Below are 22,540 nucleotides of genomic sequence, written 5' to 3'. Positions count from 1 at the left end.
GTAGGTGCAGTGTTAATGCATTATCAGGAAAACGATTACTCTTTACGAACAGGATTGTATAAATCAAGAGATAATAAATTTTTAACCTAACCTCACTTAGGGAGTATTCCACAGTCCGGAAAGGCTATCAAAGTGAAAAGAGCCTTTGACAGCCTTTCCGGACTGTGGAGTTATTAACCCCAGAGGTTAAGGCTAAAAAATGTAAGCAGGGGTTTATTTATTGCCCAAAATTATTTTCTTAAGACTGTTGAAAACATTCGTATTGAAATTTACACAATTTTAAGGACTTGACTATTCACCACAAGAATTCGTCCGTATAATCCATAGTTTCGTCCGCTCACGCTGGAATTGGACCGCATAAGTCACCGTTTCGCCGCTTATGCCAGAATTTACCTGCATTACTAACCGTTCCGTCCGTTCACCCCAGGAATTCGTCCATATAATACACTGTTTTGTTAGTTCACCCCGGAATTCCTCCATTAATCCTCCTAATTCTTCCACATAACGCACCGTTTTACCCGTACTGACTTTACGACGTCCACACAGAGACGAAGGAACTAGCAAAGGTAATTCTATAAAAACGATATATACTACTAGCAAAAATCTTCATGCTAGAAGTATCACTCTACTAATTAACGAAAAAATTACATAAAATTTACATAGTTTCATAGTTATTTCCATAAATCTACGGTATCATAGATAGATAAGATTATGAAATTCATAATTTTTCTACTATTTGTTATCGGAGGGTTTCTATTAATGTCATCTAAAAAACGTAGTAAATTATATACTGCAACAGTTGCAACTTCAGTTCTTGCAGCTTCCGCACTAGTAATAACGCCTGCACAAGCAGAATCTATTTCATTTAAAGATGTTACTTCGTCAAATTCTCATGTAGAAGCAATTACAAACTTAGCAAACAAAGGTCTAATTAAAGGTTTTACTGACGGTACATACAAACCTGGCAAAGCATTAACTCGTGGTCAAGCTGCAGTAATCTTTGCTAAGGCATTAAATCTAGATACAAAAAATGTAAATGATCCTGGATTTAAGGACGTTCCCAAAACTCACGATTATTACGGTGCCATTGCTGCTTTAGCTCAAGCAAACATTATCAATGGTTATGAAGATGATACATTTAAAATGAATAAAACCATTACTCGTGGCCAATTAGCGAAATTCATTGCAGTTGGGCTAGATATTAAAGCTTCGAATAATGAAAACCTACCATTTACAGATGTAGAAGGGAATGCATATGTAAAAGCCCTATATGATCACGATATTACAAAAGGTACGTCGAATACAAAATTCTCACCAAACGCACCTGTAACACGTGGCCAAGCTGCTACTTTTATCTATAAAGCACTTCAAACAAAAGAAAATGTTGATGTTAATACGTTTGATTTAACAATTATGCACAGTAATGATACACATGGTCGTGTCGAAATGGCTCCAAAGCGTGCAACTGCTGTGAAAGAAGTGCGTGCTAAAAATCCTAATGCTCTATTACTAGATGCAGGTGATGTGAACACAGGGACACTTTATTACAACGAATTTAAAGGTCAGGCTGATTTAGCATTCTTAAACTATATGAACTATGATGCTATGACATTTGGTAACCATGAATTCGATGCTGGCTCTACTCCTGTAGGACATCAAGCATTAGTAGATTTTATTAAAGATTCCAACTTCCCATTTGTTTCATCTAACGTTGATTTTTCAAAGGATACAAAATTCACAGGTTTATTTAGTGATTTAATTTCTAGTGATCCCGCAAATGGTAAAATCTATAGTGGAATTGTGAAAGAAATCAATGGAGAAAAAGTGGGGATCTTCGGTTTAACAACTGAAGAAACAAAAGCTATTTCATCGCCTGGTAGCATTGCATTTGAAAACTACATTGAAGAAGCTGAAAAAGCTGTGAAAGCCTTCGAAGGTTTAGGTGTAGATAAAATCATAGCCTTATCCCACTTAGGTTACGATGATTCTGCGGCTGTTGATAACGATTTAACATTAGCGCAAACTGTTGAAGGAATTGACGTTATTGTTGGTGGACACACACATACACAACTGACAGAACCAGTAGCTGTAACGAAAAATACAAAAGGTGATGCAAAAGAAACGACATTAATCGTACAAGCTTACCAATACAGCGATTATTTAGGTACACTCGATGTTTCATTCGATGAAAACGGTGTTGTTGTGGCTTATGATGGTGAATTATTAAAACTGGCTGATTACGCTGACGATGTTAAAGCATTAGAATTATTAAAACCATATAAAGAAAAAGTAGATGCTGTACAAAACAATCTTATTGATGCAACTACATCTGAAGCACTTGTTAATCCACGTATTTCTGACGAAGGAAATACTTCAGGGGTAAGTGTACGTAAAAATGAAACAGCTCTTGGTAATTTAATTACTGATGGCATGTTAATTAAAGCTAAAAAATATACTGACAAAGAAGTGATTATGGCCTTTACAAACGGTGGGGGAATCCGTGCTGCAATCGATCAAGGTCCAATTACTGTTGGTGAAGTCATTACAGTACTTCCATTCGGTAATACGATTGCATTAATGGATGTGACTGGTAAAGAATTAAAAGCAGCATTTGAAATTAGTGTTGGAAAATATCCAGAAGAAAACGGTGGATTCCTACATGTTGCTGGTGCAAAAGTTGAATTTGATTCCTCTAAACCAGCTGGCTCACGTGTAGTGAACATCTCTTACAAAGATGCAAGCGGTAACTATGTGAATTTAGAAGATTCAAAAACTTACACAGTCGCAACAAATGCCTTCACTGCAAAAGGTGGAGATGGATATGATGTACTTGGTACTGCATACAAAGAAGGTCGTGTAACGGACCTAGGCTTATCTGACTGGGAAAACCTTGCAGAACATTTAACATCAATCGGTTCAATTAACCCAACTACAGAAGGTCGAATCGTTGATATTGCAACTAAATAATCTTGTAAAAATTAAATAGGGCAGAGGTGGATTTATGTTACATCGCATAATCCACCTTTTTCTCTTTATTATGTATTATTATTCTTGCTTAATAAGGTAAAATTAGTTGTAATATGAAAATATTCATGTAAAATAGTAGAGAATATCTAAGTCTAGTTAATTGTGGTTTTAATATACTTATGAAGGAGGAGCCATGAAGAGATTTAGTATTTTAGCCAAAATCCGGGATGCAGGATATTTCTTTTTAAACTTTGATGATGATCAAATCCTCGATTGTTTAAAACAAGTACCTCCACCAGAAGGATTATTGGTTTTAGCCCACTGGCCGATCTATAAACCTGCAGAAATTGAATTCTTTGTTGAATTAATCAATGGCAACATCGCCTACTATCATGTAAAAGATTTTCGAACGAACCAGAAAAAAACCGTGTTTCTTGATAAAACCGAATTAGACCATTAAAAAAGTACAATCTATAAAAGATTGTACTTTTTATTGTCTAGCTCCGAACAGGTTAGCTCTTCTATAAGTTGTTGAGGAACGCGCGTATAGCGCTTTTGCTGACGAGATCTAAACAAACGTTCTCCGTATTTCTAATTACTAATCAATTCTTGCAATAATTCCTTCTTCATCGTGAAGGTCTAGCACAATTCGAGCGGACATCGAATCACGATTTAATTGTTCTTCTAAATATAAACGGATCGCCGTAATTAAATTAACAGTATTATAATATTCCATTTGCCCATTTAAATAGGCTTCTGCTGTAAATCCAGCTACGTCGTCATAGGCGAGTTCAACTTCTACATCAGAAGGTTGTACATTTTTAAAACGAGCATGGAATAAGCATAATGCATTAATCACTTCTTGTTCGTTAAGTATTAATTTTTCCAACTGTCAGATACCTCTTTATCCTTTTTACGCTTCATCATTTGATAAATTTTTATACAAATGAAGACAATAAAGACAATTGCTGCTGCGTTAATTAAAAAGCCTAACAAGTTTCCGATTAACCCCATATCTGAGAAAAGACTTCCGAAAAGTAAACCAGCTAAACCACCAATAAATAGACCCCTCATTAAGCCACCGCCAAAGAATCCACCTTTATTCGTAGCCGTTGTACCAGTCGTTTTATTATTATTTATCGTAGCTTTATTAACAGAAGATGTCCCTGTTCCATCATTATTTTGGATATTATTTGAACCACTATTGTTACTGTTAAAGCTTTTTTTACCCGACTTATAAGATTTCGCTTCTGCTGTTTGATCTCCGTCAAAAAGTATGACAGACCCTACACTTGAGAACACTAAAGTGAAGGCTAATAATATTGCTGAAAGTGCTGAAAGTTTCTTCATTTTTATCCTCCAATCCTAAAATATCACAATTTTGTGATGTCTCTATAAGTATAACAAAATATTGAAAGCGTTTAAAATAAAAGCATTAATTCCTCAATAATAATGCTTTTTCGACTATAATTTATTATGAATAATATTAGGAGTTCAATACTGATTAGAAAGTAGAGGATTTACTAGTAATTTTCTTTTCTTCCATCTATATTCTAAGTTGAGAAAATGAAAGAACACCTTCCAATTTTTAAATAGAAAAAGTAAACTATTATAGTATTATTTTCTACAATAATTGACAACAGAAAGGGGAAGTTACATTTGCAAGATAAACGCTTTAAAATAGCAAATCGTGAAGCTTTCATCGGGGTCGCACTCGTGATCATCAATTTTGCGATTTGGTATGGATTTGCATATGGCTTAGGTTCTGGTAACCCTTCAGAGTACGAATTTGTGTTCGGATTTCCTGCATGGTTCTTTTATAGCTGTATTGCTGGTACTATTTTTATGATTATCCTCATTTGGATTTCGATAAAAATCTTCTTCAAAGAGATCCCTTTTGATGAAGAGGAGGACAAGCAATGATTCATTGGTCGGTTATTATTCCTTTAGTCATCTTTTTAATTATTATTTTTGGAATTGGCTTTTGGGCGAATAAACAAGTTCGTTTATCGAATTCATTTTTACAAGAATATTTCTTGGGCGGACGAGAAATGGGTGGCTTTTTACTTGCCATGACGATGATGGCCACTTATGGAAGTGCCTCTAGTTTCATTGGTGGTCCTGGGGTAGCCTATAATATGGGGCTTGGTTGGGTGCTACTAGCAATGGCCCAGTTACCTGCAGGATATTTCGTCTTAATGATACTAGGTAAGAAATTTGCGATTATTTCTAGACGATATGAAGCCATAACACTCATTGATTTTCTTAAAAAGCGATACGATAGCAACGTTGTCATCGTTCTTTCGGCTATTAGTATTATTGTCTTTCTATTTGCTTCTATGACAGCACAATGGGTTGGGGGTGCTCGTTTAATTGAATCATTAACAGGGTTAAATTACACAGTTGCACTTCTTATTTTTGCCATCACAGTTCTTGTCTACGTGATCATAGGTGGTTTCCGAGCGGTAGCTTTAACTGATGCATTGCAAGGCTCCATTATGATAATTGGGACCGTGATTTTATTAGTTGCAACCATCATTGCTGGTGGTGGCATGGATAATATTATGAATTCTTTAATGCAAGAAAATCCGGAATTTTTATCACCTTTTGGATCAGACGGTTCCTTAACACCTTTATATGTATCAACGTTTTGGATTTTAATTGGACTTGGTGTGATTGGACTACCACAAATTGCAGTTCGTGCGATGAGCTATAAAGATTCAAATAGCTTACACCGTGCAATTATTATCGGCACAATCGGAATTGGTACGATTATGTTTGGCATGCATTTAATCGGTGTATTGGCTCGACCAGTAGTTCCTGGTATTGAAATCGGGGATAAGGTGATGCCGACTCTAACGTTAGAAGTATTACCACCAATTTTAGCTGGTATTGTACTAGCAGCACCAATGGCGGCAATTATGTCTACCGTAAACGCATTATTAATGTTAGTAAGTTCAACCGTTGTGAAGGATTTATACTTAAACTTTGTTAATCCACAGGCTACAGATCACCAAATTAAAACGAGAAGCTTCTGGGTAACGACCATAATTGGACTTGCCGTAGTATTCTTTGCGTTAAAACCACCTGAGTTTTTAATTTGGCTAAATTTATTCGCATTCGGTGGTTTGGAATCAGCATTTTTATGGTCAGTAGTATTCGGCCTATATTGGAAAAAAGCCAATAAATATGGGTCCATTTCATCAATGGTCGTAGGGTTAACCTTATATATTTCAATTGACCGTTTATCGCCCCATGTGTTTGGCATGCATACGGTGACACTTCCAATCATGGTATCATTGGTTGTCTTTGTAGTCGTCAGCCTTGCGACGCAGCATAAAACAAAGCCACATATATTTTAGTGGAAGGAAACGTCACTTCTAAGAATAATTTACTATTCGTTTCAGGGTTGACCGTTTACAATAGAAGAAAGGGGGTCATTGTATATGACTACGAACGCTTCCAAACAATATAATGGAATTATTTTATTAACTGGCTACCTACAACGGCTCTATGTAATGGAAGAAGTCTTAGTAAAAGTGGGAGAACCTTCTAGCTCAGAGCGTTTTCATAAAGTAAAAGATTATTTAGATCAAATTTATGCCATTATTCCAGTTTTTGAAGAGACGAAAAGTTTAACTACGGAACAATTGCAACTTCTTCAATCGATTACGGGTCATACAGAAGAACTAATGTCTACATATTTCAGACAGTTGCCGATGTCATTTAATCAAAAGCTAGCCATTGTTGGATCCTCGCTTTTTGCAGAACAACAAGTGAATGCCGGAATAATCCGATTAGGTGAAATTTTTAACGTAGAAGTAAATCGTGATTTTCATCAACGCGTTAAGTTTTATCAAGATCGCACAAAAATCATTAATTACTTAGTTCATGTTTTACACAAAAAAGAACAACCAGAAGAACAAATGTTGAAACCGATTGAAATGTGGTTTAACGACGTGATGCGCAATAGAGAACACATTCTAAATGATATGAAGCATATTGGGACGATGATTGGGTTTTAATAACTTCGAAAAAATCCATTAAATTATGCTAATCTCACAAATCGACCGTTAATGGAATATTATCGGTCGATTTTCTTTCGTAAAGAACAGGCTTATATTCTAGATTACATAATAATTTTATTGATTTACTTTGCTGTTCGTTTAAAAATGAGGTTTTTAACTTTATCTAATTCATTTCTTTCAACAGCTGTTTTGGATTGTTAGAGTGTATAATGAAGGGAATTAATAAAGTTATGACGGACCGTGTTGATATGATTTTGGTCACCTAAGTAAACGGAGGTAAAATATGGAGCAAAAGAATAAACCTACACTATTTTGGTCTTTGTTAAAATATAGAGATTGGTGTTTTTATATCGCATCAACAGTTAAGGGGCTTGTGTTTGTTGGTTCACAGGACAAACCATTCGAGGAATTGACTGAATGGGCGAAAAAACGCTTTCCGGGGAGTCCTCTTATTGAAGATCATGAAAAGCTTGAACCTTTTGCCATTGAAATCACCCAGTATCTTGAAGGAAAACGGCAAAAGTTTACGATTCCTTTTGATTATAATGGTACAGACTTTCAGCTTGCCGTTTGGAATGCACTCTGTGAAATTCCTTATGGTGAGAAAAAGACCTATTCGGACATTGCAAATTCTATAAACAAACCAACAGCTGTTCGTGCTGTAGGCGCTGCTATTGGAGCGAATCCAGTTTTAATTACCGTCCCGTGTCATCGCGTAGTAGGGAAGAATGGAACATTAACAGGCTACCGAGGCGGACTTGAAATGAAAACAAAGCTTTTGCAGTTGGAAAGTCAGAGAAAACTAATGAGTAGTGAACTTTAATGGCAAGAGGAATTGCAAATCGTTAATGAGATGAAGAGAAACGGCTAGTGTGAATTTCAATTAAATGAAAAAAAGCTACCTCAAAATTTTCAACTTTTGAGGTAACCCCATTATCTAAACGATTTAATAAAATACCTTATCGATATTATATTTTGCTCTCAGTGTATTAATGGCATACGTTTCATAAATTTCACGTTCCATAGGGTCTTCAATTTCATACACTTCAATTTTATAAATTTCATCGCGATGAGTTTTCATTGGTGAAACATTATCTTCAAAATGCTTCTTAATGCGTTGACGTATCTTTCTTGCTTTCCCTACGAATAATAATTCATTCGCTTTATTATAGAAAAAGAAGATTCCACCTTTTTCACGAGTGATTTTATGGAAATCAATAAACCCGTGATAAGGAGTAATTGGTACATCGCCTTCTTTTAATTTTTGCTCGCGTTGATAAATGACAAGATCAGGTTTTGGTAATTCAATTTTTATCAAATAGTTCACGTCCTTCATGTTAATCGAATTCTAATGCTACCATAAATTACTAACAAATGCTATTTACTTTTCATTTTTATTATGACCATATAATGAATTGTTATATCTCAAGATTGATTTTGAATTAAACGAAAAATATCAATTCATTGCACCACCAGTACAATACGGTATAATATTTCTAGAGGTGATCACATGTTTGTAAGTGAAAAACAAATTGAAATTCGATATGCTGAGACTGATCAAATGGGCGTTGTGTACCATGCCAATTATTTAATTTGGATGGAAATCGGGAGAACGCAACTGATTCACGACTTAGGATTCGATTATGCAAAACTAGAAGAACAAGGATACATATCTCCGGTTTTAGATTTAACAGTTCAATATAAAAAAGCGATGCGCTATGGACAAGTTGCGACCGTTCGAACATGGGTTGAATCCCATGACAAGCTTCGCACTACATATGGCTATGAAATTTTACACGAAGATGGTTCCATTGCAGCAACGGGAACAACCCTTAATACATTAGTAAAACGAGAAAACTTACGACCATTTCCACTAGTGAAAGCGGACCCAGCATGGGATGCAAAGTATAAAGAAATCGCCCGTTCACAACAATAACAATGGCTTAGACATCAACAACTTAAGGAAAAGCGATGTACATAAAGTTCTGCAGCGTAGCAGGGATCTCCCTGCTATTTTTTTCTTGTGATTTCATGCGTTGTAGACCTAAAAATCTATAGCGAGTTATGACGATTTACCTTAGCATGTTATATCATTTCAATTCTACTTTCTCATCATTTTGAATTGAGAAACAACTTTTCGCAAACTACCATTAACCGAAATCTCTTGTTATAATGACGTTTGTGAATAAAAAAGCGATAAATCTGTCAACACCGCGTCGCATGCTATTAACCAGGTCAAGCCATAACAGCTGTTCAGTCATAGCGACCTAAAGGTGACAGTGCTTATACAAAAAATTTAAATTTAAAATCATTTCAACATAAAAAAATCAGCAAAGAAAGGAAGGTGTGTTCATGGTTCAAAAACTTGCCCCAAGCGAAATCATTAAATGTTTTATCGTCTTAACTAATACGTCTCGCCAAGCAATCAATGAGCATTTTTCAGATGAACATGCCTTTTTTAATTTGCAAAATGCTTTTGATGTATACATAGAGAAATTATCAATTGAACAAAATGCACTGAATTTAACCATCTATTTCGATAACAAAAAAAATAAAAAATTAGCCAATAAATTTGATGAACGCGTTGTCATCATGGACTGTATTTTCGACTTGAAAAACGGTCTTGTTGCAAAAAGTTTCAGAACGAAAGGGAAACATACCCCGGTTGCAACAAATCGCCGTGCCCATATGAAAATTCGTTTCGTTGCATCAAGAATTAGCGGACATACATATTCGGAGAAATTCATAAAAACGATTGCTGAATTACCCGTGGCCCAAGAGCGATACGATTATGTCAACAAACGTATCACGAGCTGGGAAGGGTACTTAAAGGTTCTTTACAAAAATGCATCCTTTGATGACATTGAAACACAGTTTGACTCGGTTCGTTTCAACTCAGATTACAGCATCCTTTCGATGAAATGTCGTGGAATTCAAGAAAAAGAATGGAAAAACTTAAAAGGGTTAAGCGCCCGAATCCAAGGTTATAAACAAGACATTGGGGAAGTTGTAAAGGCAAATCGTTCATTGCAAACAATTGAAATTGAATTAAGACCAAACTTCGTTAAGCTAGCCCGTAATGATGAGTTTGACTTCCACTCAGAAAATATCTCGTTTAGCAATGCTTCAACTACATCTCAACTAAAACGACTCTTAAATGGTTTTGAACGGTTAAAGGACGGTTTAGCTGCCAACGCAAGTCTCGAAAACATCCTTTTTGAAGATCACCCGAATGTTGTCGAACCTAAAAAGGATATTGAAATTGAGTTTCATAATAATTTAAACGAATATCAACGTGGAGCTGTTATTGGTGCCATTGCGGCGGATGATTTATATGTCATCCAAGGGCCACCAGGAACGGGAAAGACAACTGTAATTTCCGAGATTTGTTACCAAAATGCAAAAGCGGGACTAAAAACGTTAATTGCCTCTCAATCAAACCTTGCCGTAGATAATGCGCTAAGTCGACTTCTATCCAATAAAGATATACGAATTTTAAGGTATGGTCGTACGGAAAGCATTGAAGAAGAAGGCAAAAAATTCATCGAAGAAAATGTAGCAAACTATTGGAAAACACAAACATACGATGCCATTACAAATGAAATAAACCAACATGCATCAAAGGAACATCAACTAAAAACTGAAATTGAGCAATGTCGCGATGAAATTATTTCATTAAAAGAAAAACAAAAAAAGCTTGAAGAAGAAATTGAACGAAAAAAACAAGCGAAAGTCGAACTGGCTGAACTGACAGAACAAATCGTTCAGTTAAAAAAGCAGCTAAGTCCATTAAAAAAAGAGCGCGATCACACAGAATTGGCGTTAGAGAAATTACGTTCATCCTTTGAAAAATTGACAAAAGAACTCGATGAATTGACCGAACAATTAAGCGCTTTAGGCTCAATTGAACAAATAAATGAAGAGATCCAATACGCGAATCAGGAAATTGCGAAGAGTGATAAAATTGTTGAATATGCGCGGATCCAAGAAAACTTCCTAGCTGCCAAAAAACAAGTAGAAGACGTAAAAAGTCAATTAAGCCAAATTGAAGCGACCACGACGAATCTCGATTCAACCATCCAACAAATTCATCAAATGAAAAAGATTCACGATATTGAACAATTTATTGAAACCCATTCCATTCGAAAAGGCTATGTTCTGAATCGACTATTTTCAGACATGGAAACAATACATGAAAATATCGTGGAATTTAAAACGTTAAAGGATATTTCGGGGCGACTTGAAAAAGCAATTGAATATAGTAAGAAAACATTAGGAATCACGGTGGATCTTACAAATTTACCACAAAACCAATCTTACTCCCTTCAAGAAATTGATGAGTTTTTAACTAAACTTAGTTATGCATTTGCTAGAAAACAAGTAACGCCATTAAATGGAACTCGCTCAATCCAAGGATTATACTTGCGAAAACTCTCCTTAACGAAATATGAAGAAAAGTATCGCGCGTTAGTCGACGAATCCCTTCTTGTATTCCGAAAAATAAAAGAAGAAGTGGAAGATCAAATCAAACAAAAATCCGGGGTTAATCAATCAGTTGTCACTTCACTAAAAGAAAAAGAAACTCAGTTCAACGAAACAACGAGTTCATATCAACAACAACTTGATGAACTTACTAAGGACATTGGGGATACTAGCTTCATTCCAACGAACAACGAACTTCAATCTGTTCGAAATATGCTTAAGCAAAAAATTACAAAGCTTGAGGAAGATCAAGAAAAAGTCAAAAAAATAGAAGAAACTTACCAAAAGAAAAAGCAAGATGAGGAACGTGTTAAAGCCGAGTTAACTGTTGGAGAAGAGGCACTGCAAAAGATTACAGAAGAACTGAAGCAAATTAATGCTCAAGGCATACAGCTTGAAAAGAAAGCTGAGACGCTTCAACAAATTACGAAGCAAAACCCTGAAGCCGAGCTCGAAAAAACAACAGAGCAAATTGCAAGTACCGAAAAAGAAATTGAAAAACTAACTGCAAAAATCGATATGTTGCCAATTACGAAAACATTACAAAATGAATGGCAAGCCTTATTAGAACAAGCAAGCGAACACGACTTAGATGAAATTCGTAAACTTTATGTGAAAAATGCGAACGTCATCGGTACAACTTGTGTAGCTTCAGCCAATAAAGAATTTATGGACAACTACCCGACATTTGATGTTGTCATTATTGATGAAGTTTCAAAAGCAACACCGCCAGAATTACTATTACCAATGCTAAAAGGTAAAAAGATTGTCCTTGTTGGTGACCATCATCAACTTCCACCGCTAATTGGGGATGAAACATTGGAAGAGACTCTGGAAGCGGTAATTAAAGAAAGTGATACATTTGAAGAAAAACGTGAGCTAGAGAAATTATTAGAAGAATCTTTATTTGAACGTCTTTATAAAAATCTACCTAGCACAAACAAAAAAATGCTTGGGATTCAATACCGAATGCACGAAAAGATTATGCAAACGATCGCTCCATTCTATCAAAATGGCAATGAATCACTACACTGCGGTTTAACGGATTCAGATGCAATGCGAGATCATAAATTAAATTGTCATCTCGTTAAACGTAACGAACATTTACTTTGGTATGACATTCCAAATCGACAAGGATTCTTTGAAGAGCGCATGAAAGAAGGCGCAAGTTTATTTAATGAATCAGAATTAACCATGATTCGTGAAATGTTAATCGAACTAAATTATGCAACAGAAAAAGCAAAAGTAGATGGTTCGTTTAATGAAAATGATCTGAAATCTGTCGGTGTAATTAGCTTCTATGCTGAACAAGTGAAGCGAATTAATCAATTAGTACAAGAGTTAAATCTTGAACATTTACACATCCGCACCGGTTCTGTCGATAAATTCCAAGGGATGGAAATGGACGTCATTTTACTAAGTATGGTTCGTAATAATGACAATAAACATGGCGATATCGGGTTTGCTAAGGACTATCGCCGTTTAAACGTTGCCCTATCTCGTGCGCGTGAATTACTTGTTTTAATCGGAAGTTCAGAAATGTTTACGAAACGACCGAAAAAAGAAGAAACACGTGAGATGTATAGAAATTTACTCAACGTAGTAAAAGATCAAAAAGGCTATCGCGAATTTAATCAAAACGCTTTAGCGTAACGTCTGACTAGGGGGACAATCATGAAACTAGAAGACATCAAGCAACAACTTAGTCAAAAACTAGAACAAAATTCTAAAATAAACATTGTCCAAATGGAATGTTGGACAATCCCTGTTCATACATTACAAATAACTTATAAACCTGTCATTCGATCTAAAATGGACATTTTAATGAAGATGCTTTTGATTTCTTTTCAAAAGGGCAACTTTCAACATGCAGAACAACTAAGCGAAATCCTGTTAGTCGAACAATTGTTCATTCAAGATTTAATGACAAAAATGCTCAAAACCGGGTTAATTGAAAAGGGGGAAACGCACTATCAATTAACTGTAAAAGGTTTATCGCAACTATCGAGCGGTGTCTTTGAAGAAGAACAAGAACCACAAACAATGGAACTTCACTACAGTCCAGTACATGAAACTTTTCTTTACGGTGATGTGGAAGAAGTATTAGATTATGAGGACTTTCCAGAAGAAAGCTATCGATACGTTCATCATAACGAAGAGCTACAGTTATCGAATGAACAAATCTTGAAAGAACTCCGGGACAATAAAGCAAATGCCGAAAGTAATGAAGAAAATCAAACACAAGAAATCATCTCTTCTGTTGATTCAATTGAAGAGATTCAAATAAATGATGTCCCATGCATTGAGTTCATTGAGTACAATAAAGAAAAAGACCTTTATAGTGCCCGCATCTGGAATTCAGTAGAAGAATCATGGGATGAAATACTCGAACAGCAAATTAATAGTAAGGACCGACCAACTTGGAAGGAATCCTTTAAATAAGTTTTTTGAAGTGCCTTTATTATTTGAATTCATTTACAATATGAATATTGCAATTATTTGTGATTGGTGTTAAGATTATTTTAATTTCATCTATCTTATCAAGAGAAGCAGAGGGAAGTGGCCCTATGAAGCTTCAGCAACCTCTAACAGTGTTAGAAAGGTGCTAACTCCAGCAAGACAGACATATGTCTTGAGAGATAAGAGCGCGTATACAAATTGTATCCCCTCATTCTCACGCTGGAATGAGGGGTTTTTTATATTCATTCAAACGATACGGTTTGTGAAATAAGAAACTACATATGCATATGAGTTGAATGAATATACACCTTCAGACGGTAGTCACGAAAAGTCGTATGTAAGACAAGGTGTATAAAAGATAGGACATGTATTGAAATGGGGGAATAAGAATGCCAATAAATATACCTAGAAATTTACCTGCTGGAGAAATTCTGCGCCAAGAAAAAATCTTTATTATGGAAGAAGACCGCGCAAAAACACAACAAATTCGACCATTAAACATTTTAGTGTGTAACTTAATGCCTGAAAAAGAAAAAACAGAAATTCAATTATTACGTTTGTTAGGTAATACACCACTACAAACAAATGTGACATTTCTAAACACAGCAACTTACGCTAGTAAAAATGTTTCCAAATCACATTTAGATTCATTTTACAAAACCTTCGATGAAATCAGACATCGCCGCTTTGATGGCATGATCATCACAGGTGCGCCTGTTGAGCGGATGGAATTTGAAGATGTCTTGTATTGGGAAGAGATTACGAAAATCATGGACTGGGCAAAAGTGAACGTTACATCCAATATGTATATTTGTTGGGGCGCACAAGCTGCTCTTTATCATCATTTTGGAATCGGTAAATTTGAGCTTCCGAAGAAATGTTCGGGAATCTATTCTCACGTAATTACAGATTTAACGGTAGATTTAGTTCGAGGATTTAGTGATGAATATGTTGCACCACATTCACGACATACTTCTGTTTCCTTTGAAGAGGTAAGAAATCACTCCGATTTAGAACTATTAAGTTATTCAGAAGATGTTGGTCCATTTATTATTCAATCGAAAGACTCAAGACATATTATGATTACGGGTCACTTAGAATATGATGCAACTACTCTAGCTGATGAGTATCATCGTGACGTTGAAAAAGGGGAACCAGTAGAAGTACCAGCACACTATTTCCCAAATGACGACCCATCCCAAATGCCAAAAAATACATGGCGTGCTCATTCGCACTTACTTTTCTATAACTGGTTAAACTACTACGTATACCAAGAAACACCATTCGACTGGCATTACGTGGATGAAAATATTGAATATCATATTTAATAGACTTAAAAAAGACCGAAATGTGATGAACATTTTGGTCTTTTTTTTAAGAGTAATGAAGAGGAAATCTGGTGAATGAAATTCTCTAAAATCTCTTTATCCTCGCTATGAAGTGGAAATCTCATGAATCAAATAATCGAAATCCTCTTCATTCAAGCTATGAAAGGCAAACCTGTTTAGAAATCAACCGTAATGACGTTCATCCGCTCCAATCCTTCCGTAACTAAATTTCCATATATTTCAGATCCACAATATCAAACTACAAGATTAAACAATTACGATTTGTACAAAATAGGAATAGTAAAAGGAGTGGATCATTGTGAGTGAACAAATGAATTACGGTGACGATTATAAATTTATTCCTGTAACATCCATTAAAAGTGGCGTAGGAAAAGAAGTTGCGACAGATCTCTATTGCTATACAGTACAAGTAGTGAATTTATGTTTTGTTGGGAGTCCAGCGAAACCACATGAATGGACGTTGGTTGATGCAGGAATGCCAAAATCTGCAGATGCGATTATAAAGGAAGCGGAATCCCGTTTTGGTAAAAACGCTAAACCAAATGCGATTGTCCTTACCCATGGTCATTTTGATCATGTTGGTGCTATTATCGAATTAGTAAACTACTGGAATGTCCCAGTATATGCACACGAACTTGAAATCCCTTATCTGACAGGCCAAAAAAGCTATCCAGAAGCTGATCCAACGGTAGAAGGTGGGCTCGTTGCAAGAATGTCGCCATACTTCCCAAATGAGCCCATTCAACTTGGAGACCAAGTCATGACTTTACCAAAGGATGGCACGATTCCCGTATTAGAAGGTTGGAAATGGATTCATACTCCTGGTCATTCTCCAGGCCATGTTTCATTATTCCGTGAACCTGACCGCGCCCTCATCGCAGGAGATGCCTTTGTTACCGTTAAACAAGAATCCTTATTTAAAGTCCTTGTTCAAGACCAAGAAATCAGCGGACCACCACGCTACTTTACAACCGACTGGAAAACCGCTTGGGACTCCGTCAAAAAACTACAATCCCTCAATCCAAGCATTGCCATAACAGGACACGGCATTCCAATGTTAGGAGAAGAATTAACTGAAAACCTGACAAAATTAGCAAATGAATTCGAAAAAATCGCCATCCCTGACTATGGCCGCTATACTGATCATTAATAACTAACAAGTGTCCTTTGGGGGCACTTTTATTTTTTTCCAATTGCAGTTTACATATGTATCATAAAGTGATATATTATTTTTAGATATATCACTTTATGATACAAAGAGGTGGTTCTTACTTGAAGTCTTTGGAACAATTAACTGATTCAGTTTTTTATATTATGGCTGCACTTACAGAACCGAGGCACGGATATGCAGTGATGAACTTGGTAGAGGAAACAACAAATGGCGACTTTGTCATTGGTCCAGCTTCACTTTATACAATTATTAAAAAATTATTGGCTGAACATTTAATCGTTCTACATGATGAATCTGATTCCCGTAGAAAAGTTTATGTATTGACCGATAAAGGAAGAGAAGTATTAACAGAAGATATTAAAAGACGAAAAGTGATGATTCAACTAGCTGAGAAAGGACTTAAAGGGGGAGCGTAAGATGGGGAAAACAAAATATATGCCGTCAAACGGACTTGCTTTTTCAGAACAAAAGGATATGGAAAAGCTTGCGAAAAAAGCAAAGCAAGGATGGATGTTAAAAAAATTCGCTTTTATGGGTTACCGATTAGAAAAATCAGAACCAGCAGATATTCAGTACAGTATTGATTATCGTAGCTTAGAAAAGGGAGAAAAAGAGGAGTACTTTGAATTATTCCAAATGGCTGGGTGGTCTCATGTTTGTTCAAATTATGATATACACATATTTAAAGCAGAAACTGGTACACAACCTATTTATAGTGATCCCGATTCAACCGTCGATAAAGTATCCCGGCTAGCAAAACCTATTTATTCCATTGCAGGCTTTTTAGTCTTATTTTTCATTTTTTCATTATTTTTGAAATCTGTTTCAATAGGAATCATCTCCCAGATAGGACAGTGTTTCCATTTCATCTCGATCGTTCTCTTAGTACCTACTATTATGATGCTTATTTCGATACATTTTACAAAGTGGAAAGTGGCCTCTAGCAGAAAATCCTCTATTTAAATAAAGCTATCTAACAAAATAAAAGTGTCTCACTAAGAAGCCATTATCTTCAACATGAGACACTTTTAAATAGTATTAATAGAAGAATATCTCAACATGATATTACATGCTTAAGTTCAATTTAACCATCATTTCCTCGTTTATTGTCCTCCATTTCCTTAAATGAAAAGGGGATCCCAACCATTTTAGCGGTTAGTTCGTCATAGGACATTAAATCTTTTTTTGACAGCTCTTTTAAGGAATGTTTTCCCATTGCTCTTAATGCTGTTTTTATTTCTTCAACACTTGATGTTAAGAATTTCTCCGATGATTTTATTCCATCTTCAATGTTAAACTGATCCCTAAATTTCCCGTTATACCAAACAGCCTGATTCGGTGGTTCAAAGGGGACTGCTTTTAAGGATTGTGTATGGGAAAGAGCGAATAACATAGCGGATCCAACATATACCGCATCTGCCCCGAGTGCCAGTACTTTTAAAAAATGACCAGGTACTAAAAGCCCTCCGGAGACGATTAAACTGATTTGACCTTTCATGTTTCTTTTCTCGAGATGGCGAACAGCTCTAACAACTCCATGCAAGGTAGGGATTCCAAAGTCATCAGCTAAAATAGGTGGGGCCTCCTTCATGGCTGCTTGACCGCCGTCAATCACAATAAAATCGACACCCATTTCAATGAGGTGATCGAGGTCTTGTTCAATTTTTCCGCTCATTCCTATTTTGATCCCTATCGGAACACCGTCTGTCGAACGTCGAAGTTCATCGACAAGACCTTTTATATCTCTTAATGTTTGATTTTTAAAAAAGTTTTCACCAATTACGGCTTCCTCATTATCATAAAGCTTCATTATGCTACGAGCACGACCTGGCAAATCTTGAGGAGGAACCTTTTTGCCCATCCCAGCTATTGCACCTTGTCCTAACTTAATTTCAATCATATCTGCCCGTTTAATTACTTCTGTATCTTTAGCCCAATGTGCTTTGGAATACTGTAAAATATATTTCCCTGCTGCGTTTAGTTCTTCGGGTAAAACGCCACCTTCGCCAGAATTAATCGCGGTTCCGACATTGTATGCAGCAGTAGCCAAAGAAAGCCTTGCCTGTTCACTAAGACCAACACCGTAACCCATTCCGCTGATCATCAGTGGAATATTTAATTTCATTGGTTTTTTTGCTTTTGGTCCGATCGTGATAGAGAGATCTACATCTTCATCTCCATTTACTAAGGAAGGTGAAACTTGAACAGGGAGAAACGTAATCGATTCAAGATCCGGCCACTTTTTTGAAGAGCCAGTAAGTGGCCGTTGTAGAACGGTGCCTGATTCGGCACGCAAGCTATTTTCAATCATATTTTGAAGGCCCATATGACGAAGACCTGGCATTAACTCCATAATATTTTCTTGATAACTGTCCGTAAGTATAATCTTTCCAGTCTTCCTCATGATTTGTTTCGTGATCCAACGCCATCCAACAAGCATGAACAAAGTGACGATAAAAAGTAGTGAAACAATAGTGAAAGTTATATATTGCAAAAGGTTTGACATCTTTCATTCTCCATTATGATAAATTCTATTGATTAGAGTCAGTCCCTGAACCTTTTTTATTGTTGTCCCAAGCTTCGAATGAAAAGGGAATGCCCACCATTTTAGCTGTTAATTCATCGTAGGATACTAAATCTTTTTTTGATAGATCTTTTAAAGAGCGTTTTCCCATTGCTCTTAATGCCATTTTCATTTCTTCTATACTAGATGTTAAAAATTTCTCAGCTGATTTAACACCTTCTTCACGGTTAAATAAATCTTTGAATTTCCCTTGATTCCAAACCACTTGTGTAGGTGGTTCAAACGGAATCGCTTTAAGAGATTGACTATGTGAGACTGAGAATAACATGGCAGATCCTAAATAAACTGCATCAGCTCCAAGGGCAAGGACTTTTAAAAAGTGTCCAGGAACTAAAAGTCCTCCAGAAACAATTAAACTAATTTGGCCCTTCATATTTCTCTTTTCTAAATGGTTAACAGCACGGACAATGGCATGTAAAGTTGGAATTCCCATATCATCTGAAAGAATTGGAGGTGCGCCAAGAGTAGCAGCCTGTCCACCGTCAATCGCAATATAATCTACTCCTAAATAGATTAAATGATCAATATCTTCCTCAATTTTTCCACTGGCTCCCATCTTCGCACCAATAGGAACACCACCTGTAAGGGTTCGAAGCTCATCAACAAGCTCCTTTAAATCATCTAATGTTTGATTGGAAAAAAAGTTATCATAGATGACGGCTTCTTCACCTTCTTTAAGTCCCATCACATCCCGTGCACGACCTGTTAAATTATCAGGGGAAATTCTACCCCCGACACCGAATAATGCTCCTTGTCCAAATTTAACTTCAATCATATCTGCACGCTTAATTTTTTCTTCTTCTTTTGACCAATCTGTTTTAGAAAACTGTAAAATGTATTTACCTGCAGTGTCTAATTCCTCAGGCATAATACCGCCTTCACCTGAGTTAATGGCGGTCTCTAAATTTTTTGCTGCTTCTGCTAAAGAAAGTCTCACATCCTCACTTAGTGCAATTCCATAGGCCATCCCGCTAATCATCAGTGGAATTTTTATTTTCATTGGTTTTTTTGCATTTGGACCAATTGTTACATTTACATCAACATCTTGATCACCATCAATTGGAAAGGGGGTCGTCTGAGCAGCGATAAATGTAATCGGATCTAAATGCGGCCATTTTTTTGACGAACCGAGAGGACGATGTAGAACGTCTCCCGTTTCTGCACGTAAGCTATTTTCCACCATATTTTGAATGCCCATATGACGAAGACCTGGCATTAACTCCATAATATTTTCTTGATAACTATCTGTAAGAATAATTTTCCCCATCTGTTGAACGAATTTTTTAATGATCCAACGCCAACCAATGAGTATAAAGAGAAATAAGATAAATAAAATGGAAATCATCACAAAAGAAATAATAGTTAGCATAATTCACTTCTCCAATATTGTCTTAACTTCAAGCTGTCATATTCACCATTATTACCCAATAATATGAATAATTATCATTTTGTAAGGAATTCACCTGATTAGCTATTAAAGAGAAAGTAATGTGAGAGTCGGATTCAAATTTCCTTCTATAGAAAATTACTTCCTATATAAAAAAATATCTCATGAAGGAATTACATCCTTCATGAGATACTTTATCTTCATTCAGTTTGTGCAGGACATCCAAAATCCGAACACAATTTCGCCAAGTCGTAATTGATTCTATATTAAGAACATCGCGACAATTGTCGTCACAACTAGACCCACAACAACAGGAACTAAATTTCGACGAGCCAGTTCGAATGGACTGACATTACATATCGCAGCTGCTGGGATTAACGCCCACGGAACAAGTGTACCGCCACCTACCCAAATAGCTGCAATCTGCCCTAGTGCTGTTAAAGTTGCCGTTCCTTCACCAATAGCCGTTCCAAACAAGTTTGCGATGGAACCTGCTAACGTAATACCGGAGAAGCCAGATCCATCTAATCCTGTAATTGCCCCGACACCTGCTAACGTGACAACTGCAATCTCCTTTGTTAACGGAACGAGCGCGGCTAACCCCAACCCTAAATCATTCACAATACCTTGCGAAGTACTTGGTAAATATTCACCAATGATTTTGATAAACCCTGAATCCCCTAAATAGAAGAATGCAGCGATCGGAATCACGGGACCAAATACTTTAAACCCAAATTGGAAGCCTTCAATAAAGTAACTTGTCGTTTTCTCAAGTCCTTTTTTCTTGTGAGCCACAACTGCAAGTAGAAGTAAAATAAAGACAGCCGTTCCTCCAACTAGGGCAGTTGCATCGCCTCCAGTCAATTTTAGCAACGACATAGCAAGCACATCGAGTAAAAAGGCAACCACAATCAAAAGCGCAAAGAATTTTTTCTGACCTAAAGTGAGAAGGTTTTCTGATTTTTCTTCTACTTTTTCACCGTCATATGTTCCGACAAGTTCCAAAGTGCCTTTCTTCATATCACGGCGTAAAAAGATAAATGCCGTAATCGTTGTGACAACTCCCATGACAATAACAAGGGGAACACTTGCTGAAACAACATCCGCAACTGGAATACCTGCAGCATCTGCCGTAAGCTTTGGTGCACCTTGAATGATAAAGTCACCAGAAAGCGCAATCCCGTGACCAAACAAGTTCATCGCCATCGCAACGCCAAGTGCCGGTAACCCAGCACGAATCGCTACCGGTAATAACACCGCACCTAGTAACGCAACAGCCGGAGAAGGCCAGAAGAACCAAGAAATAATCATCATTAAAATCCCGGTAACCCAATAAGCAAGTGTTGGTGTTCGTATTAATTTTGTAAATGGAGCCACCATCACTTCATTGATCCCCGATTTTTTCATCACCTGACTCATTGCCACAATCAATGAAATAATTAAAATCGTCGACAATAATTCGGTTATGGCGTAGATAAAACTGTTGAATACCTTACTTAAGGCGGCGGTTAAGTCTCCAGTTGCAACGATTGCTAAAACAAATATTCCTAGGATACTAATAAGCGAAGTATCCCAGCGTTTCACCATAAATCCAATGATTAATACGATAAAGACAACGTATATCCAATGAAGGGCGGTAAATTCAACAAGCATGGGCAATCACCTCTTTTCTTTTGGTATTAGAATATGAGGGAATTGTCAGTTGGTGAGAAGTTAAAAAAATTTATTATTTCCAATTACCTATATGAACACTGTGTAACTGTACATGTAAAGGCTTTCAGTAAACCTACTAATTTCAAATAAACTAAAGAACGAAAAATTTAAGTCAATCAGAAAAAAGCCCCATAATCTTCTAGGTATGTTTACATATGGTGGAAAACTGATTAAATTTAGTAAACTTATTGTATCATCGTTCATTTGTAAAGTTTGATAGGATTGGTGAAGTTGCTCGAAGTATTGGTCAACCTTATGAGGCCCATCACATCATTGAGAACAACTTTGGTGGGCCTCATGAATGGTGGAATATTCATCTAGCAAAATATCCCGATGAACACCAAGCGGTTATTCATGGAAATGGCGCGCCATCAGGAAAACTATTTCCAAGGAGGTAAA

The 22,540-nt window shown here is 36.4% G+C and carries 19 protein-coding genes, 1 pseudogene and 1 riboswitch; of the genes and pseudogenes, 14 read left to right on the top strand and 6 right to left on the bottom strand.

What is annotated here, in order from left to right; translation table 11 throughout:
• The first annotated feature begins 759 nt into the window (after positions 1–759).
• Positions 760–2,967, top strand: a complete 2,208-nt coding sequence (locus JOD29_RS05270) for a 5'-nucleotidase C-terminal domain-containing protein (protein ID WP_124762695.1) — start codon at positions 760–762, stop codon at positions 2,965–2,967.
• A gap of 193 nt (positions 2,968–3,160) precedes the next feature.
• Positions 3,161–3,427 carry a hypothetical protein gene (locus JOD29_RS05265; protein ID WP_124762697.1) on the top strand — a complete coding sequence of 89 codons (267 nt, stop codon included), beginning with the start codon at positions 3,161–3,163 and terminating at the stop codon, positions 3,425–3,427.
• Positions 3,428–3,565: 138 nt separating this feature from the next.
• On the opposite strand, the gene JOD29_RS05260 is transcribed toward JOD29_RS05265, so the two are convergent.
• Both JOD29_RS05260 and JOD29_RS05255 read right to left on the bottom strand, forming a co-directional pair.
• Entirely contained in the window at positions 3,566–3,856 is a 291-nt protein-coding gene (locus JOD29_RS05260; RefSeq protein ID WP_124762699.1) for a YxcD family protein, read from the bottom strand.
• On the bottom strand, positions 3,844–4,317 hold the full coding sequence (locus JOD29_RS05255; RefSeq protein WP_124762701.1) for a hypothetical protein: 474 nt from the start codon (positions 4,315–4,317) through the stop codon (positions 3,844–3,846). Before JOD29_RS05255 ends, JOD29_RS05260 begins: the two co-directional genes overlap by 13 nt.
• A 309-nt stretch (positions 4,318–4,626) precedes the next feature.
• Here JOD29_RS05255 and JOD29_RS05250 point away from each other — a divergent pair, with 309 nt between their 5' ends.
• The 4 genes from JOD29_RS05250 to JOD29_RS05235 all read left to right on the top strand — a co-directional run bounded on the left by JOD29_RS05250 (position 4,627) and on the right by JOD29_RS05235 (position 7,818).
• Positions 4,627–4,890, top strand: a complete 264-nt coding sequence (locus tag JOD29_RS05250) for a YhdT family protein (protein WP_124762703.1) — start codon at positions 4,627–4,629, stop codon at positions 4,888–4,890.
• Positions 4,890–6,329 carry a sodium/pantothenate symporter gene (gene panF, locus JOD29_RS05245; RefSeq protein WP_192894190.1) on the top strand — a complete coding sequence of 480 codons (1,440 nt, stop codon included), beginning with the start codon at positions 4,890–4,892 and terminating at the stop codon, positions 6,327–6,329. Before JOD29_RS05250 ends, panF begins: the two co-directional genes overlap by 1 nt.
• A gap of 84 nt (positions 6,330–6,413) precedes the next feature.
• Positions 6,414–6,992 (top strand): hypothetical protein, encoded by a 579-nt coding sequence (locus tag JOD29_RS05240; protein WP_124762707.1) that lies wholly within the window; start codon positions 6,414–6,416, stop codon positions 6,990–6,992.
• A gap of 286 nt (positions 6,993–7,278) precedes the next feature.
• Entirely contained in the window at positions 7,279–7,818 is a 540-nt protein-coding gene (locus tag JOD29_RS05235; protein WP_124762709.1) for a methylated-DNA--[protein]-cysteine S-methyltransferase, read from the top strand.
• A 123-nt stretch (positions 7,819–7,941) separates the two neighbouring features.
• Here JOD29_RS05235 and JOD29_RS05230 read toward each other — a convergent pair whose 3' ends face one another.
• Positions 7,942–8,313 carry a nucleotide excision repair endonuclease gene (locus tag JOD29_RS05230; protein ID WP_124762711.1) on the bottom strand — a complete coding sequence of 124 codons (372 nt, stop codon included), beginning with the start codon at positions 8,311–8,313 and terminating at the stop codon, positions 7,942–7,944.
• A 192-nt stretch (positions 8,314–8,505) separates the two neighbouring features.
• Between JOD29_RS05230 and JOD29_RS05225 the strand changes: the two genes are divergently transcribed.
• The 7 genes from JOD29_RS05225 to JOD29_RS05195 all read left to right on the top strand — a co-directional run bounded on the left by JOD29_RS05225 (position 8,506) and on the right by JOD29_RS05195 (position 17,420).
• Positions 8,506–8,931 (top strand): acyl-CoA thioesterase, encoded by a 426-nt coding sequence (locus JOD29_RS05225; RefSeq protein WP_124762713.1) that lies wholly within the window; start codon positions 8,506–8,508, stop codon positions 8,929–8,931.
• A 416-nt stretch (positions 8,932–9,347) separates the two neighbouring features.
• Positions 9,348–13,130, top strand: coding sequence for a DEAD/DEAH box helicase (locus JOD29_RS05220; protein WP_124762715.1), 3,783 nt, complete (start codon positions 9,348–9,350; stop codon positions 13,128–13,130).
• A 21-nt stretch (positions 13,131–13,151) separates the two neighbouring features.
• Positions 13,152–13,919: a hypothetical protein gene (locus JOD29_RS05215; RefSeq protein WP_124762717.1), complete on the top strand. Its 768-nt coding sequence runs from the start codon at positions 13,152–13,154 to the stop codon at positions 13,917–13,919.
• A 92-nt stretch (positions 13,920–14,011) separates the two neighbouring features.
• A riboswitch (SAM riboswitch) is annotated at positions 14,012–14,123 on the top strand.
• Between the two features lie 203 nt (positions 14,124–14,326).
• Positions 14,327–15,265, top strand: coding sequence for a homoserine O-acetyltransferase MetA (metA, locus tag JOD29_RS05210; protein WP_124762719.1), 939 nt, complete (start codon positions 14,327–14,329; stop codon positions 15,263–15,265).
• A 319-nt stretch (positions 15,266–15,584) separates the two neighbouring features.
• Positions 15,585–16,436, top strand: a complete 852-nt coding sequence (locus tag JOD29_RS05205; protein ID WP_124762721.1) for an MBL fold metallo-hydrolase — start codon at positions 15,585–15,587, stop codon at positions 16,434–16,436.
• 122 nt (positions 16,437–16,558) lie between these two features.
• Complete coding sequence (locus tag JOD29_RS05200) at positions 16,559–16,873, top strand: PadR family transcriptional regulator (protein WP_124762723.1); 315 nt, start codon at positions 16,559–16,561, stop codon at positions 16,871–16,873.
• A gap of 1 nt (position 16,874) precedes the next feature.
• Positions 16,875–17,420 (top strand): DUF2812 domain-containing protein, encoded by a 546-nt coding sequence (locus JOD29_RS05195; protein ID WP_124762725.1) that lies wholly within the window; start codon positions 16,875–16,877, stop codon positions 17,418–17,420.
• Positions 17,421–17,541: 121 nt separating this feature from the next.
• Here JOD29_RS05195 and JOD29_RS05190 read toward each other — a convergent pair whose 3' ends face one another.
• The 3 genes from JOD29_RS05190 to JOD29_RS05180 all read right to left on the bottom strand — a co-directional run bounded on the left by JOD29_RS05190 (position 17,542) and on the right by JOD29_RS05180 (position 22,081).
• Entirely contained in the window at positions 17,542–18,963 is a 1,422-nt protein-coding gene (locus JOD29_RS05190; protein WP_124762726.1) for an FMN-binding glutamate synthase family protein, read from the bottom strand.
• A gap of 25 nt (positions 18,964–18,988) precedes the next feature.
• Positions 18,989–20,410 (bottom strand): FMN-binding glutamate synthase family protein, encoded by a 1,422-nt coding sequence (locus JOD29_RS05185; protein ID WP_124762728.1) that lies wholly within the window; start codon positions 20,408–20,410, stop codon positions 18,989–18,991.
• Positions 20,411–20,689: 279 nt separating this feature from the next.
• Positions 20,690–22,081, bottom strand: coding sequence for a hypothetical protein (locus JOD29_RS05180; RefSeq protein WP_124762730.1), 1,392 nt, complete (start codon positions 22,079–22,081; stop codon positions 20,690–20,692).
• Between the two features lie 272 nt (positions 22,082–22,353).
• Here JOD29_RS05180 and JOD29_RS05175 point away from each other — a divergent pair.
• Positions 22,354–22,539: pseudogene (locus tag JOD29_RS05175) on the top strand (transposase); the annotation flags it as partial.
• Position 22,540 lies beyond the last annotated feature (1 nt).

Origin of the sequence: Lysinibacillus composti (assembly GCF_016908465.1) — a bacterium.
Taxonomy (GTDB): Bacteria; Bacillota; Bacilli; order Bacillales_A; family Planococcaceae; genus Ureibacillus; species Ureibacillus composti_A.
Note: the sequence above shows the minus strand (reverse complement) of the source record. Positions and strands in the feature narration are given on the sequence as shown.

What these genes read in the sequence shown, in the direction of transcription:
- JOD29_RS05225 (WP_124762713.1), top strand. Translation starts at nt 8,506, where the DNA reads ATGTTTGTAAGTGAAAAACAAATTGAAATTCGATATGCTGAGACTGAT.
- JOD29_RS05195 (WP_124762725.1), top strand. Translation starts at nt 16,875, where the DNA reads ATGGGGAAAACAAAATATATGCCGTCAAACGGACTTGCTTTTTCAGAA.
- JOD29_RS05215 (WP_124762717.1), top strand. Translation starts at nt 13,152, where the DNA reads ATGAAACTAGAAGACATCAAGCAACAACTTAGTCAAAAACTAGAACAA.
- metA (WP_124762719.1), top strand. Translation starts at nt 14,327, where the DNA reads ATGCCAATAAATATACCTAGAAATTTACCTGCTGGAGAAATTCTGCGC.
- JOD29_RS05240 (WP_124762707.1), top strand. Translation starts at nt 6,414, where the DNA reads ATGACTACGAACGCTTCCAAACAATATAATGGAATTATTTTATTAACT.
- JOD29_RS05235 (WP_124762709.1), top strand. Translation starts at nt 7,279, where the DNA reads ATGGAGCAAAAGAATAAACCTACACTATTTTGGTCTTTGTTAAAATAT.
- JOD29_RS05220 (WP_124762715.1), top strand. Translation starts at nt 9,348, where the DNA reads ATGGTTCAAAAACTTGCCCCAAGCGAAATCATTAAATGTTTTATCGTC.
- JOD29_RS05190 (WP_124762726.1), bottom strand. Translation starts at nt 18,963, where the DNA reads ATGTCAAACCTTTTGCAATATATAACTTTCACTATTGTTTCACTACTT.
- JOD29_RS05265 (WP_124762697.1), top strand. Translation starts at nt 3,161, where the DNA reads ATGAAGAGATTTAGTATTTTAGCCAAAATCCGGGATGCAGGATATTTC.
- JOD29_RS05185 (WP_124762728.1), bottom strand. Translation starts at nt 20,410, where the DNA reads ATGCTAACTATTATTTCTTTTGTGATGATTTCCATTTTATTTATCTTA.
- JOD29_RS05255 (WP_124762701.1), bottom strand. Translation starts at nt 4,317, where the DNA reads ATGAAGAAACTTTCAGCACTTTCAGCAATATTATTAGCCTTCACTTTA.
- JOD29_RS05270 (WP_124762695.1), top strand. Translation starts at nt 760, where the DNA reads ATGTCATCTAAAAAACGTAGTAAATTATATACTGCAACAGTTGCAACT.
- JOD29_RS05180 (WP_124762730.1), bottom strand. Translation starts at nt 22,081, where the DNA reads ATGCTTGTTGAATTTACCGCCCTTCATTGGATATACGTTGTCTTTATC.